16 protein-coding genes and 1 pseudogene are annotated in these 14606 nt (G+C 70.0%); 9 read left to right on the top strand and 8 right to left on the bottom strand.

Translation table 11 applies throughout. The features are described from left to right. Positions 1–55: 55 nt before the first annotated feature. From G6R24_RS10785 to G6R24_RS10765, 5 genes are all read right to left on the bottom strand, one after another. Positions 56–928 (bottom strand): aminoglycoside phosphotransferase/kinase family protein, encoded by an 873-nt coding sequence (locus G6R24_RS10785; RefSeq protein WP_217451532.1) that lies wholly within the window; start codon positions 926–928, stop codon positions 56–58. A gap of 49 nt (positions 929–977) precedes the next feature. After that, positions 978–1442: a glycine-rich domain-containing protein gene (locus tag G6R24_RS10780; protein WP_175084364.1), complete on the bottom strand. Its 465-nt coding sequence runs from the start codon at positions 1440–1442 to the stop codon at positions 978–980. A 158-nt stretch (positions 1443–1600) separates the two neighbouring features. Then, positions 1601–2488, bottom strand: coding sequence for a helix-turn-helix domain-containing protein (locus G6R24_RS10775; RefSeq protein WP_163549117.1), 888 nt, complete (start codon positions 2486–2488; stop codon positions 1601–1603). Next, positions 2469–2915 (bottom strand): DUF6879 family protein, encoded by a 447-nt coding sequence (locus tag G6R24_RS10770; protein ID WP_338084431.1) that lies wholly within the window; start codon positions 2913–2915, stop codon positions 2469–2471. The genes G6R24_RS10775 and G6R24_RS10770 overlap by 20 nt, the downstream gene beginning before the upstream one ends. Positions 2916–2977: 62 nt before the next feature. Further along, positions 2978–3208 (bottom strand): hypothetical protein, encoded by a 231-nt coding sequence (locus G6R24_RS10765; RefSeq protein ID WP_163549116.1) that lies wholly within the window; start codon positions 3206–3208, stop codon positions 2978–2980. 327 nt (positions 3209–3535) lie between these two features. On the opposite strand from G6R24_RS10765, the gene G6R24_RS24500 reads away from it, so the two are divergent. The 3 genes from G6R24_RS24500 (at position 3536) to G6R24_RS22290 (ending at position 4952) form a co-directional block, all read left to right on the top strand. Next, positions 3536–3664 (top strand): hypothetical protein, encoded by a 129-nt coding sequence (locus tag G6R24_RS24500; RefSeq protein WP_263864038.1) that lies wholly within the window; start codon positions 3536–3538, stop codon positions 3662–3664. A gap of 473 nt (positions 3665–4137) precedes the next feature. After that, positions 4138–4596: an SDR family NAD(P)-dependent oxidoreductase gene (locus G6R24_RS22295; protein WP_217465678.1), complete on the top strand. Its 459-nt coding sequence runs from the start codon at positions 4138–4140 to the stop codon at positions 4594–4596. Then, positions 4587–4952 (top strand): SDR family oxidoreductase, encoded by a 366-nt coding sequence (locus tag G6R24_RS22290; protein WP_217451535.1) that lies wholly within the window; start codon positions 4587–4589, stop codon positions 4950–4952. Before G6R24_RS22295 ends, G6R24_RS22290 begins: the two co-directional genes overlap by 10 nt. Before the next feature lie 240 nt (positions 4953–5192). On the opposite strand, the gene G6R24_RS10750 is transcribed toward G6R24_RS22290, so the two are convergent. Then, on the bottom strand, positions 5193–6383 hold the full coding sequence (locus G6R24_RS10750) for an RNA-guided endonuclease InsQ/TnpB family protein (protein WP_163549115.1): 1191 nt from the start codon (positions 6381–6383) through the stop codon (positions 5193–5195). Positions 6384–6563: 180 nt separating this feature from the next. Here G6R24_RS10750 and G6R24_RS10745 point away from each other — a divergent pair, with 180 nt between their 5' ends. Continuing rightward, positions 6564–7769: a YihY/virulence factor BrkB family protein gene (locus tag G6R24_RS10745; RefSeq protein ID WP_225438381.1), complete on the top strand. Its 1206-nt coding sequence runs from the start codon at positions 6564–6566 to the stop codon at positions 7767–7769. Positions 7770–7800: 31 nt separating this feature from the next. Here G6R24_RS10745 and G6R24_RS10740 read toward each other — a convergent pair whose 3' ends face one another. Further along, positions 7801–9039 carry a hypothetical protein gene (locus tag G6R24_RS10740; RefSeq protein WP_163549114.1) on the bottom strand — a complete coding sequence of 413 codons (1239 nt, stop codon included), beginning with the start codon at positions 9037–9039 and terminating at the stop codon, positions 7801–7803. A 150-nt stretch (positions 9040–9189) separates the two neighbouring features. Between G6R24_RS10740 and G6R24_RS10735 the strand changes: the two genes are divergently transcribed. From G6R24_RS10735 to G6R24_RS24490, 5 genes and pseudogenes are all read left to right on the top strand, one after another. Further along, the gene (locus tag G6R24_RS10735; RefSeq protein ID WP_163549113.1) at positions 9190–10080 is read left to right on the top strand and encodes an NAD-dependent protein deacetylase; all 891 of its coding nucleotides are present in this window, start codon (positions 9190–9192) and stop codon (positions 10078–10080) included. Positions 10081–10382: 302 nt separating this feature from the next. After that, complete coding sequence (locus tag G6R24_RS10730; protein WP_163549112.1) at positions 10383–10967, top strand: GNAT family N-acetyltransferase; 585 nt, start codon at positions 10383–10385, stop codon at positions 10965–10967. Between the two features lie 100 nt (positions 10968–11067). Further along, on the top strand, positions 11068–11676 hold the full coding sequence (locus tag G6R24_RS10725; RefSeq protein WP_163549118.1) for a methylated-DNA--[protein]-cysteine S-methyltransferase: 609 nt from the start codon (positions 11068–11070) through the stop codon (positions 11674–11676). Next, positions 11673–11996: pseudogene (locus tag G6R24_RS24495) on the top strand (2OG-Fe(II) oxygenase); the annotation flags it as partial. The gene G6R24_RS10725 and the pseudogene G6R24_RS24495, both read left to right, overlap by 4 nt. 55 nt (positions 11997–12051) lie before the next feature. Beyond that, the gene (locus tag G6R24_RS24490) at positions 12052–12420 is read left to right on the top strand and encodes a 2OG-Fe(II) oxygenase (protein WP_254592478.1); all 369 of its coding nucleotides are present in this window, start codon (positions 12052–12054) and stop codon (positions 12418–12420) included. 18 nt (positions 12421–12438) lie between these two features. On the opposite strand, the gene G6R24_RS10715 is transcribed toward G6R24_RS24490, so the two are convergent. After that, on the bottom strand, positions 12439–13653 hold the full coding sequence (locus G6R24_RS10715; RefSeq protein WP_163549111.1) for an RtcB family protein: 1215 nt from the start codon (positions 13651–13653) through the stop codon (positions 12439–12441). Positions 13654–14606 lie beyond the last annotated feature (953 nt).

Genomic DNA, 14606 nt, shown 5'->3' with positions numbered 1-14606 from the left:
GGCAGCCGAGGTCGAGATCGCGCTTATCGGCGCCGAGGGCGACTCCGCAGAGATCTCAATGTGATATGCCGACTCGCCAGGCGGCGTAGTCGCGGGCGGCGTGAACCCATGGCCCGCCGGTCCCTTCGGTGGCTTCCCGGTAGGTCCACAGGCCGGCGACGAGTGCGGCGAACGCGGTCAGCGTGGCGCCGTCAGTCGGCCAGCCTGGACGGGTCGCTGCCCATGCTTCGGCGTCGTGCGGGGTGTGCCCAACCTGGATGAGTCGGATGACCAGGAAAGCCCGGTCGACCCAGCTGGCCGCGGCACCGGGAAAGCCCCAGTCGATCACGTGGACGTCGCCGCTGTCGTCGATGACGAACTGGTCGGCGTGCAGGTCGGTGTGGACAAGGCGGTCGCCCCGTACGGCCTGGGATGCGAGCGAGGCCCATCCGTCCATCTGGTCGACGTCGACGCCGGTTACAACATGCGGGGCGACGGCACGCAGACGACTCCACCAGTCCCGGACACTCCACCGCTCGTGCAGGCCGCGTACCCCTGGGGCTGGCAGGGCGCTGATCCGATCCAGCGTCTGCCCGACGACAGCGAGATCGGCCGAGCCCGGGGAGAGGTCCGCAGGCCGGCCAGACAGATATTCGAAGCCGACGATGAGCCATGGCTCGCCGTCCGCTTCGACGTCCTCGGCGAAGATCACGGCCGGGGCGACGCTGGGGGCGAGCGTTCCGGCCGTGATCTCGTTGCGCAACCAGCGCATCCGTCGGCAGATTCCGCGGACGGCCTTGACGAACACCGCCCCGCCGCGGGTGTGGACGACGGCGGCAAGGTCGTTGTTCTGACCGCCTGGCACCGCCACTACGGAGTCCACCGTGCCCAGGTGACGCCCGGCGGCCTGGCGCACCACAGCGGGAAGCGAGTCCCAGCGGTCCACCACGGTCAGATCCTCCCTCTATGGCCGCGGGATTCGGGTTTCCTCGTTCTCGTTACCGTCCTTGCCGGAGGCGGAACAGTTTCCCTCGTCCCGAGCACTCGCCGTGTCGGCCCTCGACAGCGAGAGGCCACAGGTCGGCGTCGAGGGTGTATCCGGCTGCGGTGATCGCGGCCAGGGTACGCATGCGCTCAGCGGCGGTGTCGGCTGCCTCCCCGGTGGGGCTGCTGGGGAGGTGGTGGATGTACCGGACGGCGATCTGGTGGCAGAAGTTGGTGTAGTCGCGGGTGTAGAGCAGGAAGGTGTGCCAGCCGATATCGACGAGGCGGCTTGGAACCAGGCGGGCGTCCGGGGTTGCGGCGCTGGCAGCGAGGAACGCCAGCGTCTGGTCCATGATCCTGACCGCGAGGTCGCGGTCACCTGCGGCCTCGACGGCGATGCGGTCGGTCAGCCGGTCGAACAGGTCGGGTCGGACCAGGAACCGACCCTTCTTCACGGGGGCTTCTGCCAGGACGGTCATGCGGTGCTCCTCACGATGCTCATGCGGACCCCTCCAGACGCTGCGGTCCGGCACGGTGGTGGTCGGTCTGAGTCGGAGAGTAGGAGTCTCGCGCGTGCGTGAACAGAAAGATTCTCGAACTTTCTCAGAACTGGGAGTGGGATGATCTGGACGCGAAACTAGGCGCCATCGTCGGTGAGCTCGGCGGCGAGGTCGTCCAGGACACGGGTGATGATCGCCCGTGCGGTGCCGCCGTAACTGGCGGCCGTGGCGAGCTGCTCGAAGATTCCGCCGTAGAGCTCGATCTCCTGGGGCTGAGCCAGATTCAGCTCGGCGGAGAAGGTCTCGACCATGACCCGCTCCTGGTCGAGTAGCCAGAAGCCGTGCGCCGGCGCGACGACGTACCGGGTCGGGAAGCCGATGATCCCCAACCGGACGTTGCGCAGCGTCGACAGCGACACCAGCCGGTCGAGCTGGGCCATCATCACCTCGACCGGGCACAGCCGGTACCGCAGCGCGGCCTCGGTGAGCACGAAGTGGAACCGCTTGTCGGAGCGGTACAGCATCTCCTGACGCTGCATCCGGATCCGGACGGCGTCGTCGACTCCGCCGGGCACCCTGAACACCGCCACTGTCTCGGCGAACCGCGCGCGGGCATACTCCGCGGTCTGCAGGAGCCCGGGGATCACCGTCGGTTCGAAGGCCCGGAACAACCGGGTCCGAGCATCGAGATCGGCGATTTCGCCCTGGTGCTGACGCAACCCGGAGGAGAGCTGGCGGCGCCACTCGGCGTGTTGCAGCTCCAGCGTGTGCAGGGACGCAAGCAGCCCCTCGATCTCGTTCTCGGCCCGGGTCGCCTCGGCCCAGACCCGAATGTCCTCGTCGGTCGGGGTCTGACGACCGTTCTCCAACTTCGAGATCTTCGACGCGGGCCAGGACACGGACTCGGCGAGCTGCCGGCCGGTCACCCCGGCCCGCTTGCGCATCTCACGCAGCCGCAACCCCAAGGCGCGACGCGCCTCGTCGACGCTGGTCGCCCCGGTCGATCTAGTCGGCGACAAAGTCATCCCGTCGGACGGCGCGGTGCCAGGCGGCATCACGCCAGTAGTTGTGCCGGATCACGGTCGCAGGGTCCGTGATGACCTCTCCACCGAGGAAGGTCAGGTCGTCGGCGAAGTGCATCCGGACGAGCAGCCGGGAGTCGAACAGCCAGTAGTCGTAGTCCGGCAGGTCGGCAGCCTGGTCGCGAGGCAGGTAGCGGATGTCCTCGCCGGCCGCGTTGGTGAACTGAGAGCAAAACACCCCGAACCGGCTGTAGTCACTCAAGGGCACCGTGACGATCCGCACCCGAGCGAACCGCCGCCCCTCGGCCGCCGCACCGCGGATCATGGCCAGCCAATCCTGAAACCAGCCAAGATTAACCCCTTCGCCGGCCATGAACTGGCCCAACGCCTCGGCCTCGTACGACACCTGGTAGTCGTCCCGCGCCTCCAGTCGAAACGCGGTGTGCTCGAAGCTCCGGAACAGCCGGTCAAATTCCGCGCCGACCAGCAGACTCAGCGGTCCACCTCTTCCCGCACACCCACCCCTTGATCGTTCGCGGCGAACCGCAGCAACGCCTTCGGCACCTCGACGAACGTCTCCCCCTCCAACACGTCCTTCAGGTCCGCCAACGCCTCCGGGTCCGTCACCGTCCACCCCTGGATGACATAGGTGTCACGGTCCGTCGCGTACAGCGTCGGGCACTGACCCGCCTGCGAGTCCGTACCGAGCAGCGTCAGCCGCATGAGGCCATCCTTCTCGAACATGCGCGAAAGATTCGACATCATCGTCGGTCTAAGGGCCTGGGATGGTCAAGGGTGGCGACCGCTTCTTCGTCCGGTCCCCTACCTCGGTGGGTAGGGCGGCGGCCTATCGATCAGCTGGCGACCACGGCTGCTGTCTGGCTCGGCACGACACGATGGGCTCGAGGTCCTGATGACCCGTGGGCTACGGGTCGCGGGCGGTGACCGGATCGGCAAGACGATCATCTTCGCGAAGAACCAGGACCACGCGACTTCATCGCCGAGCGCTTCGACCTGAGCTACCCCGAGTACCAGGGCGAGTTCGCCCGCGTGATCACCCATCAGACCACCTACGCCCAGGATCTGATCGACAGGTTCTCCGACCCGGAGATCGACGCGATCAGCTCCGTCCTGCACGAGGTCCGGGTCACGGCGATCCCGCAGGCCCAGGCCGGGTAAGCCTGCCGCGTGGTACGGGGGCCCAGACGAGGAACGAGTCGGCACCGGGAGCAGGCCGCCGAGGCGGCGGCGGGTGCGCAACCCACGGATCGGCGGGCAGAGGACGTCCGCCTCGTGCTGGAGCAAGATGGCCACCGATGGGCCGCGGTCTGCCCGGGCAGTCGTGGTTGTCACCGTTGCTGCTCTGGCCGACAGGCCGTCCACCATGGTCACCCCGCCCTCGCGGCGGGATTCGGGTTCTGCCGTTCCTGCTGCCGGTTCTTGTCCGACGCGGAGCAGCTCCTCTCGCCGGCCGCTGTGAAGATAATCAACGGTGTTGGCGAGCTCCCGCGATGTCGATCATCAAAGCGGCGCTGGGCCGGACGCGCGGCTGGCCATGCGCTGGGCGCGGTACGTCCGGGTGCTGCTGGCGGCATCATCCCGATCGGGCGACCCGTGCTACGAATCGTACGAATATCCACTGAGGAGACAACGTGACCCGCACAGCTGTGATCACCGGGGGTACCGGCGGAATGGGGCTCGCGACCGCGCGCATTCTCGGAAAGGACCACCGCGTCGTGCTGGCGGACCTTGACCAGGGGCGGCTGGACACGGCCGTCGCGACACTCGTAGCAGAGGGGATCGACGCGGCAGGATCGGTGTGTGACGTCACGGACCGCGGATCGGTCGACGCGCTGTTCTCGTTCGCGGCCGAAGGCGATCACCATGTCCGTGCGGTCGTGCACGCCGCCGGTGTCAGCCCGCAGATGGGGTCGGCCGAGTTCGTCGCCCGCATCAACGCGATCGGCACCGTGCACGTGTCGCGCGCGTACCTCGAGGGCGACGTGCTCGTGAACGTGGCTTCCGTCGCCGGTCACAGCATCCCGAAGGCCCTCGTTCCCACCAGGTCGTTCCCACTGGCGGAGACCGACCCGGCCCCTTCGTGCGCGTGATCGTGCGGCGTTCGAAGGTCTTTGGCAAGAAGCTGCACTCCGGCCTTGCCTACAGCTTCAGCAAGAACTTCGTCCAGTGGTACTCCCGTCGCCTCGCCGCCGCCTTCGGTGCGAAGGGAGCGCGAGTGCTCTCGGTGTCTCCGGGTAGCTTTGACACGGCGATGGGCAAGCTCGAAGCCGACCATGGAGCATCGGATCTCCTGAAGGTCTCGGCGATCAAGCGCTTCGGCGAGCCCGAAGAGATCGCGGCGGTGCTGGCGTTCGCGGCGAGCGAGGCTCCCGGGTATCTCACGGGCGTCGACATCCTCGTCGACGGCGGCACGCGCGCCGGCCAGGAGTTCAAGTCGAAGTCGTGACGCCCTGAGAACCGATCGCGGTGCGCCCTGGTGCCGAGTCATTTTCGACTTGGCACCAGGGCCGTCCGGCCTCAAGATAATCAACGCCGTTGACATCGCCTCGCTTCATGATCATGAAAAGTCACTCGACGAGAACGGCATCTGGTGGCATCGCCCGATCGGGCGACCCGCGATGATGTCCGGGCGGCGGGACTGATGGGTTGACGTCCTCCCCCGTCTGAAGGCGGGAGATTCCAGCTCCTACACACCCGTCAGATGAGGAGGTGCGCGGTGTTGGGGTTCGCGGTTCACGGGCTCCGGCGACCCGGTGCCTCCCCGCGCGGTCACGGCCCGTCCGGCCGCGATGTTCCTAGCTGCGTTCACGTCGGCGTTGGCCGTGTGCCCGCAGGCGACGCACCGGAACACCGCTTGGCTCTCACGGTTCCCGGACGCCACCTGCCCGCAGGTCGAGCAACGCTGACTCGTCAAAGCGGCCGGAATCCTCTCGACCCGGCCGGGGGCTTTCTGTTCCAGGCGTCGGACGAACAGTCCCCAGCCGTTCGCGAGGATGGCCCGGTTCAGGCCGGCTTTCTGCCGGACCTGTTTCCCCGGTTTCTCGACCGTGCCGCGCGCCGAGCGGGTCATGTTCTTCACCCGCAGATCCTCGACGCGGATCACGTCGAACCGCCGGGCGAGATCGGTCGAGATCGTTTCGACCCAGTCTTTCCGCCGGTCGGCTTCCCGTGCCTTCAGCCGGGCGATCCGGCCTTGGATCCGCCCGCGACGGTTACTGCCCCGCGTGGCGCGGGCGAGTCGGCGTTGCCACCGGTGCAGCCGTTCGGTTTCGGTCGGCAGCGGCCCCGGGCAGGTCCGCAGCTCGCCCGTCGACAAGGCCGCGGACACGGCGACCCCACGGTCCACGCCCACCACCTCACCCGTGCCGGGCGGGTCGACTGGCATGGGCACGGCGGCGAACGCCACATGCCAGCGGCCGGCGCGGTCCCGGGTCACCCGGTAGGACCTGACATCAGGGACCTTCCGCGATACACGGAACTTCACCCAACCGGTTTTCGGTACCCAGCAGCGGGACCATCGCCGGTTCAGCTTCTCGACCCGAGCGTTCTTCCCGACGACCTGGAAGCCTTCGGACTGGCCGCGTTTTCGGAACGTCGGCCGCCGATGCGACCCACCGAAAAAGTTCCGCACAGCCTGGTCGAAATCCCGCAACGCCTGCTGCTGGATGGTCTGCGACCCGGCTTTCAACCAGTCGAACCCTGCTCGCGCGTCGGTCAACTGCCGGCAGCGTTCCAGGTGGGTCGGCGGCTTTCCCCGATAGCGGGTCCACCACGACCGCTGTTCGACTGCCAGGTTCCACACATACCGCGCATGCCCGCAATGCTCTTCGAGTCCGACGCCCTGTCCAGGCGTCGGAGAGAGACGGTAACGGGACATGCTTCTACTCTACTGAAAGGATTCGCTCATGCGTTCCAGCGTGGGGCGCCGTTTCCTCCCCGGCCTGAAGGCCAGGGTATCCACGGCGCAAATCCGATGACATGGTCTGGTCCGGCGGGTGTGTGACCTGCCCGGACGGGGGACTACGCAGTGACGGCGCAGGGGTGGGGGAGACGCGGGATGGCGCTTGGTGCCCGGTTGGACCGGGCTCAGCGACGCCATCGCGGCCTCGGGTTCGTCATCGCCGTGCTGTACAAGTTCGCCGACGACCAGGGCGGGTACCTGGCCGCGCTGATCACGTTCTACGCGTTCCTGTCGCTGTTCCCGCTGTTGCTGCTGCTCACCACGAGCCTCGCGTTCGTCCTGAACGGCCATCACCATCTGCAGGAGCAGCTGGTGAACTCCGCGCTCGGCCAGTTCCCGATCATCGGCGACCAGCTGCGGGATGACGTGCAGGCCCTCAAGGGCAGCGGCACCGCGGTCGCCATCGGTGTGATCGGCGCGATCTTCGGCAGCCTCGGGGTGGCCCGCGCGATCGGCAACGCGCTGGACACGGTGTGGGCGGTGCCGCGACGGTCCCGACCGAACCCGTTCTTCGCCCGGCTGCGCAGCCTGAGCCTGATCGGCCTGCTGGGCCTCGGTCTCATCCTGACCACGGTGCTGTCGACCGTGATCACCGGGGCGTCGGCGTTCGGCCGGCTCGCGGCCGGGCTGCAGGCGCTCGCGGTGGTCCTGGCCATCGTGGGCAACGCGGCCCTGATCCTCGTCGGGTTCAAGGTGTTGACCGCCCGGTCCGTTCGGGTGATGGAGATCCTGCCCGGAGCGGTCTTCGCCGCCGCCGGATGGCAGGCCGTGCAGACCCTTGGTGGCTACTACATCGCCCACCAGCTGCAGGGTTCCACCCAGGTGTACGGCCTGTTCGGACTGGTCCTGGGCCTGATCACCTGGCTGTACTTCCTCGCGGTGATGATCGTGATCGCGATGGAGATCAACGCGGTGCGGGTGGACAGACTGTTCCCGCGTTCCCTGCTGTCGCCGTTCGTCGACCGTGTCGACCTCACCGACTCCGACCGTCGCGCCTACACCTCCTACGCCCAGGCGGAGCAGTTCAAAAGCTTCCAACGCGTCGACGTCACCTTCGGCGAAAAGCCCCCCACCGCCGATCCCACGACAGCCGACCCCTCCGACCCCGCTCCCTCCGACGCCGTGGCTGGGGAGTCCGTGGCCGCTGGGGAGTCCGTGGCCGTCGGGGAATCCGCTTCGTCTGAGGCCGCGGCCACCGTGCGGCCGCCTGCCCATCGATCGGATTCGTCCGGCGAGCCGGACCCGCCCGCCGCGACGAGCCAGCCGGACCCGACGGAGTCGGCTGGCTCGAAAGACGGTTAGGCCCAGCGGCCGGAATGGCCGGAATGGATGGTCAGGGTTGGGCGCGCCGACGATCGGCGAGTCGGACCGGCGAGAACAGGGCGACGGTCGGCGCGAAGAGCTCGCCCACCAGCACGGGCCACAGCCCGTCGTCGACGCCCGTTCGGGCTACGGGCACCGCCCGTGCGCGGGCAACCTCGGGCGGCGCGAATCCGCCATCGTCGACACCGACGATGATGTGCGCCCCGATCAGGGCATGCCGCAGAGCCCGTTCGGGCCAGCCGGCTCCCGGAGTCGGCTCCCCACCTTCGGCGTCCCGCGCGGACCAGGGGGATGCCCCGTCCAACCGGGGATGCCAGCCGGAGGTGTTGGCCAGCTCGGCGCGCAGGCGGATCAACGGGTGTGGGCCGCCGGTGAGTCCGGCACTCAGACGCAGTTCACCCTGCACCGACCAGCTGTCCCAGGCGACCCTGATCGGCGCGGCCCCTGGGCGCAGCACGGCACGCACATGGCGTCCGGCCGGCGCGGTCAGCCGCATGACGTGGGTCCGGCCGGCCTCCTGCGGCCCGCCGACGGCGCGTACCCGCGGCTCCCACGGATCGGGCCTGGGCGCGCTCGGATGCGGCAGCCAGCCACGTGACCAGCCGGCGGGCGGAGGCTGCGGGGCGGGGGGGGGTCGTGCGGCGAGCAGCACCCACAGCGGTACACGTTCCTCGAGGTCATGGGGAATGTAGGCCACGCGTCGCGCCTGAGGGCGACCGCGGCCGAGTGCGCCGCCACGGACGTCCGCGAGCCATGGCGGCTGCTCGGCGCCGGGGGTGTCCGCGGGATCGTCCTCGGCCCGGGTGGTCAGCTGGAGCCAGCGGACCCTGACCCGCAGCATGGTCTCCGGCTCCGCGTCGAGCAGACATTCGGTGCGCGCGGCGGCCCGCACCAGGGCATGCCCCGCTGCCTGGCCCGGTGGGGCCAGGACGCCGAGTGGCCCGTCCACCGGGTCGGCGACGAGCCGGTCGGCCTGGCCCACCCCGGCGTGGTAGATCGAGGAATCGGCGAGCGCCACGGCCCGGTCGAACTCCTGGGCCCGCTCGTACGCCTGGACATCCTCGTAGGCCTGCGCGTCCGGGTAGGCCTGCGCGTCCGGGTAGGCCTGGGCGTCGGGGTAGGGCTGTGCGTCGGGGTAGGGTTGACATTCCTCGTCGGCGCGAGAACCGTCGCCGACCTGGAAACCGTCGTCGGCCGAGGTCTCGCCGGCCGATCGCGGATGCTGGTACGCCCGACGGCGATCGGTCACCCGCTCCCGATCGAATGATGTTCGGGACGTCCTCATCACCCTGCTCCTTTCGGACGGGGTCACACCTCAAGGTGTGCAAACTGACCGTACGACCGGTGCCGTAGGACCACCACCTGGGACGAAGGGACGGACCTGCGTCGATCGGGCAGCATGGAAGGCGTGACGGAACGGACCGACGGTGCCCGGGGCGACGGTGAGTCGTTCGACCAGCTGTGCGCGCTGGTCGCCGCGGGGGGTGTGGTGGCCCTCAGCGGGGCGGGGATCTCCACCGACTCCGGTATCCCGGACTACCGTGGCCCGAACGGGGCACTGCGCCGCCACACCCCGATGACCTACCAGGATTTCGTCGGCGTGCCCGGCGCCCGGCACCGGTACTGGGCGCGTAGCCACGCCGGCTGGCGTCAGATCGCCGAGGCCTTCCCCAACGCGGGCCATCACGCTCTGGCCCGACTGGAGCAGGCGGGGGTCGTCACCGGTCTGATCACCCAGAACGTCGATGGTCTGCATCAGCGGGCCGGCTCGCGCAACGTCGTCGACCTGCACGGCCGGCTGTCCCGGGTGATGTGCCCCGACTGCGGTCAGCAGAGCACCCGCCGGGAACTCGACGCGCGCCTGCGGGCCGCGAACCCCGACCTCGAGGTCGCCGACGCGCCCACCAACCCGGATGGGGACGTCGCCCTTTCGGACTCCGACGTCGCCCGGTTCGTCATGGTCGGCTGCGCGACCTGCGGCGGTGAGCGCCTCGAACCCGACGTGGTCTTCTTCGGCGCGACGGTGCCCCGACCTCGGTTGGCCCGGGCGATCGCGCTGGTGGAGAGCGCGCAGGCGTTGCTGATCCTCGGCTCGTCGCTGGCGGTCATGTCGGGCTACCGGTTCGTCCTGCGGGCCGCCGAACTCGGTGTTCCGGTCGCGATCGTCAACCAGGGTCCCACCCGGGGGGACGGTCGGGCGGCGGTGCGGGTGGATGCGCCGCTGGGTAGCGTGCTGCCTCGCCTCGCCGACGCGCTGATCGAGCGGGGCACCGCTGCCCAGGCGGGATGATGGCCCGGATGGGCTGTGAGGATGGAGCCATGCCCCCCGTCCCGTCGCTACCCCCGGGCCGTCTGCCACCCGACCAGCCGGCGCCCGCGGGTCCGGCGCCCATGGGTCCGGCGCCTGCGGGTCCGGTGCCCGGAGGTCCGGTGCCCGGAGGTCCGGTGCCCGGAGGTCCGGTGCCCGCAGGAGCCGTGGGTGGAGGTGCTGTGTCCGCACGTACGACGTCCGAAGGGCCGGGGCCAGGTCCTGGGATGGGGCCGAGCTCGGGAGCGGGGCCAGGGTCGGGTCGGGGCGCGGCAGGGGATCTGATGTTTCGGGCCGCGGTCGACTCCGACGTGGAGATCGCCGCGATCGTCGATCTTGTCGAGTCGGCCTACCGGGGGGAGTCCAGCCGGGCGGGGTGGACCACCGAGGCGGATCTGCTGGCGGGCCAGCGCACCGACGTCGCCGAGGTGCGGGCGGCGGTCACCGACCCGCACAGCCTGCTCCTGCTCGCCACGGACGCAGCGGGTGAGCGGGTGGGCTGTTGCCACGTGCAGCGTCGGATCGAACCGCCGGCGCAGGCCATGGCCGGTTCGGGGGATACGGACCACAGCGGTGAGGGGGCGGTGGGCGCCTACTTCGGGATGTTCGCGGTCCGCCCGGGTCTGCAGGGAAGCGGCATCGGGGGAAGTCTGCTGGCCCGGGCCGAACAGCACGCGGTCCGCGCCTGGGCGGCGGGCTGGATGGAGATGCTGGTCATCGCCCAACGTGCTGAACTACTCGACTGGTACCAGCGGCGTGGTTACGCGCCCATGTCGGGGCGGCGGCCGTTTCCCTACGCCGACCGTCGGTTCGGTGATCCGCTGCGTCCCGACCTGTACTTCGTCGTTCTGCGCCGCGGGCTTGGCTGACGGGCCCGAGTTCGACGTCGGATTCTCGCCAGCATCCGGGCGGTGCGGGGCGCAGGCTTGGAGCATGACGACGACGCGGGGCAGGGGCGTGAGCGCGACGATGACGACGGGTGGCAGGGAATCGGCCGGGGCCATGGGCGGGTCGCCGGTGGTCCACACGACCGTGTCGAGTCCGCTCGGTGACCTGCTGCTGGTGGGGGTCGAGCGTCCCGACCTAGCGGCCGGGTTCGCGCTGGCCGGCCTGTCCTGGCTGGTCGGCCAGCCGAAGGCGGTCCGTCCGCAGGCGACCTGGCGAGCCGCGCGGGAGCCGTTCGCACCGGTCACGGCACAACTTGAGGAGTACTTCGCCGGGCGGCAACGCACCTTCGACCTGCCCGTGTGGACCAGCGGATCGGCGTTTCAGGAACGGGTCTGGCAGGCATTGGAGACGATCCCGTTCGGCACGACGACCACCTACGGCGCGCTGGCCGCGCGGATCGGCACCGGCCGCACCGACGCGCGTGCCATCGGCACCGCCGTCGGGGCGAATCCGCTGCTGCTGATCCGGCCCTGCCACCGGGTGATCGGCGCCGACGGGAACCTGCGCGGCTTCGCCGCGGGCCTCGACCGCAAGGACTACCTCCTGCGCCACGAGGGCGCCCTCGGCACATTCCTGGACCTGCCACCCCTCGCCCGGGCCAGCACCAGCGCCACCGCCAGCGTGTCATGACGAGCGGGAGCCAGGATGTGGCCGGATCGGGCCACGGGGCTGTCGGTCTGGACGCGGCGGGTGTGTACCGGGATGGTGTGTACCGGGATCTGGACGCCGCCGGGTATGCCCTGACCGGGCCAGTGCTCGGTGCGCACGACTGCGCCGACCTCGCCGCGCGCGTCGAGGACGCCGCCGGGTTCCGGGCCACCGTCGACATGGCCCGCCACCGGTTCGGCGCGGGCCAGTACCGCTACTTCGATCACCCGCTACCACCCGTGGTGACCTCCCTGCGCCGCGCCTTCTACCAGGTGCTGCTGCCGGTCGCGCAGGAGTGGGCGGCGCGTCTGCGCCGCGAGGCGCCCTGGCCGGCGGCCCTCGAGGAACTGGCTGGCCGTGTGCGCACGGGCCGGCCAGGTGCTGCCCACACCGCTGCTGTTGCGTTACGGCGCCGGCGGCTGGAACGCGCTGCACCGCGATCTGTACGGCGACCTGGTGTTCCCGTTGCAGGTCGTGATCGGGCTCGACACGCCCGGCGTGGACTACACCGGGGGTGAGTTCCTGCTCGTCGAGCAGCGGGCGCGAGCCCAGTCGCGGGGCACGGCTCTCACCCTGCCCCGCGGCCATGCGCTGGTGTTCACCACCCGGGACCGGCCGATCCGCTCGACGCGGGGCTGGTCCGCGGCGGCGGTCCGACACGGTGTGAGCACCGTCCGATCGGGCCAGCGCCGCACCCTCGGGCTGATCTTCCACGATGCCGCCTGAGCGGCGTCGGTGTGGCGGTCAGCCCTTCACGCAGAGGACGGCGCGTAGCTCGGCGACGACGTCCACCAAGTCGGTCTGGGCGGCGATGACGCTGTCGATGTCCTTGTAGGCGGCGGGGATCTCGTCGAGGACACCGGCGTCCTTGCGGCACTCGACGCCCCGGGTCTGGGCGGCGAGGTCGGCCACGGTGAACGTGCGACGGGCCCGGTTACGGCTCATCGTCCGGCCGGCGCCGTGGCTCGCGGAGTGGAACGAGTCGGGGTTGCCGCGCCCCCGGACCAGGTAGGAGCGGGTGCCCATCGAACCGGGGATAATGCCCATCTCCCCGGCCCGCGCCGAGATCGCGCCCTTGCGGGTGACCAGGACGTCGGCGCCGAAGTGGTGCTCGGCCGCGACGTAGTTGTGGTGGCAGTTCACCAGCGCGAACGTGTGATCACCGGCGTGCGGACCGTGCTCGGGCGGGGTGGGTGTGCGCAGCATCGGCAGCTGGGCGCGCAGGGCCGTCGCCGCGGCGGTGAGCATCGCCTCGCGGTTGCGGCGGGCGTAGGTCTGCGCCCAGTCGAGGTCGTGGCGGTACGCGCGCATCTGCGGGGTGCCGGCGAGGAAGACCGCGAGGTCAGGGTCGGCCAGGCCCGCGTTGTGCTCCAACGTGCGGGCGACACCTATGTGTGCCTCGGCCAGCTCCTTGCCGATGTTGCGGGAGCCGGAGTGCAGCATGATCCAGACCGCGTCGTCGGTGTCCAGGCAGAGCTCGACGAAGTGGTTGCCCGAACCCAGGGTGCCCACCTGGGCCATGGCCCGAGCCAGCCGGGTCTGGACGCGGGGGTGCAGGTCGGGGAAGGCGCTCCACAGATCGTTCTGCGCGCGGGAGTGGTCGGTCGCCTCGGTGTGGCTGCTCTTGCCGACCGGGATCGCCGCCTCGAGTGCGTGCCGCAGGCCCGCGAGGTCGTCGGGCAGGTCCGCGGCGGTGAGGTTGGTGCGGGCCGCGGCCATCCCGCAGCCGATGTCGACGCCGACGGCCGCCGGTGACACCGCGTCGCGCAGCGCGATGACGGACCCCACCGTGGCCCCGTAGCCGAGGTGGACGTCGGGCATCACGGCGACGTGGTGGTGGACGTAGGGCAGCGCGGCGACGTTGCGCAGCTGATCGAGCGCGGCCGACTCGATCTCCTCGGGCCGGCTCCACAGCCAGATCGGATGCGCGGCGTCCGCAATCGTCGCGATAGGGCTCATCAGGGCTCATCCTCTCGTGCGATCATCGTTCGGATATTCGCGTACCGGCCGGCCCGTGCCATGCGTTAACGGCTCATTTCTGCTGCCTTCCGGAACCGGATTCACCGGGCTTCGGGCAGGGTGATTCAGGCGGACTGCGCGGGTGACTCCCGGTGCCCGTCGGCCTGTTCAGGATGCCCGAACCCCACGGGTTTCGCGAACCATTTTCGACCGGGTCGACCGGGTCGACCGGTGTTCCGGTGGTGCGGTGTTCCGGGTCGTCGGCGTGGCCTCGGCATGAAATGTTTCGGTGAGGTTACGGGTCGGTCCGGGGGGTGATGGGGGCCGTGCGCAGGAGGTCCAGCAGCGGGCGGATCGCGGATGGTAGCGGCTCGTCCACGTGCAGTACCGTGCGGCGGCCCGCTTGTTCGATCTCCAGCACGTACGAGAACCGATCGGCCCCACCGCGTCCAGCAGGCCCCCTGGCGGGGCTGATGTCCTGCCCTCGCGGCGTTCCCGGCCCGGCGTCGGAGGGTGCGTCCGGGGGTGGCGATGGCGCTGGCGATGAGGGCACGCAGTCGGTCGGCCGCGGGGACGGGTAGGTCAGCGGTGTCGAGCGCACGACGGATCGTCACGCCCAGGACGCCGCCGGTGCGGGTCAGTGCCACCCGCACGCGTCCCACCTGCGCCGCGGCAGTGTCCGCGGCTGGTCCGCTGATGTCCGCGGAGCTGGTGGTCGGGTCGCTGTCGGCCGGGTTGGCGCTGTTCGCGGGGCCGGTGTCCACGTTCATGGGACTATCGTCCGCCGCCTGGGCGTCGTCGTCCCGCCATGGCGCGCAGACGCCGCCGTCCCGGTGGATAATCCGCATTCAGCGTCGACCCACATCTGTTCCGTCTTTCGGACGTTCACCGCCGGTCACACGTCATTTGGTTGGTTTCCGATGGTTGGACGTCCAGGTATCCATGCCTGCCGG

Origin of the sequence: Candidatus Frankia nodulisporulans (assembly GCF_902806475.1) — a bacterium.
Taxonomy (GTDB): domain Bacteria; phylum Actinomycetota; class Actinomycetes; order Frankiales; family Frankiaceae; genus Frankia; species Frankia umida.
The sequence above is the reverse complement of the archived record's forward strand: the minus strand, read 5'-3'. Positions and strand labels throughout refer to the sequence as shown.

Excerpts from the sequence above, each read along its gene's own strand:
- G6R24_RS10780 (WP_175084364.1), bottom strand. The coding sequence starts at position 1,442 with ATGACCGTCCTGGCAGAAGCCCCCGTGAAGAAGGGTCGGTTCCTGGTC.
- G6R24_RS10775 (WP_163549117.1), bottom strand. The coding sequence starts at position 2,488 with ATGACTTTGTCGCCGACTAGATCGACCGGGGCGACCAGCGTCGACGAG.
- G6R24_RS10765 (WP_163549116.1), bottom strand. The coding sequence starts at position 3,208 with ATGCGGCTGACGCTGCTCGGTACGGACTCGCAGGCGGGTCAGTGCCCG.
- G6R24_RS10750 (WP_163549115.1), bottom strand. The coding sequence starts at position 6,383 with ATGTCCCGTTACCGTCTCTCTCCGACGCCTGGACAGGGCGTCGGACTC.
- G6R24_RS10745 (WP_225438381.1), top strand. The coding sequence starts at position 6,564 with ATGGCGCTTGGTGCCCGGTTGGACCGGGCTCAGCGACGCCATCGCGGC.
- G6R24_RS10735 (WP_163549113.1), top strand. The coding sequence starts at position 9,190 with ATGGAAGGCGTGACGGAACGGACCGACGGTGCCCGGGGCGACGGTGAG.
- G6R24_RS10730 (WP_163549112.1), top strand. The coding sequence starts at position 10,383 with ATGTTTCGGGCCGCGGTCGACTCCGACGTGGAGATCGCCGCGATCGTC.
- G6R24_RS10725 (WP_163549118.1), top strand. The coding sequence starts at position 11,068 with ATGACGACGGGTGGCAGGGAATCGGCCGGGGCCATGGGCGGGTCGCCG.
- G6R24_RS10715 (WP_163549111.1), bottom strand. The coding sequence starts at position 13,653 with ATGAGCCCTATCGCGACGATTGCGGACGCCGCGCATCCGATCTGGCTG.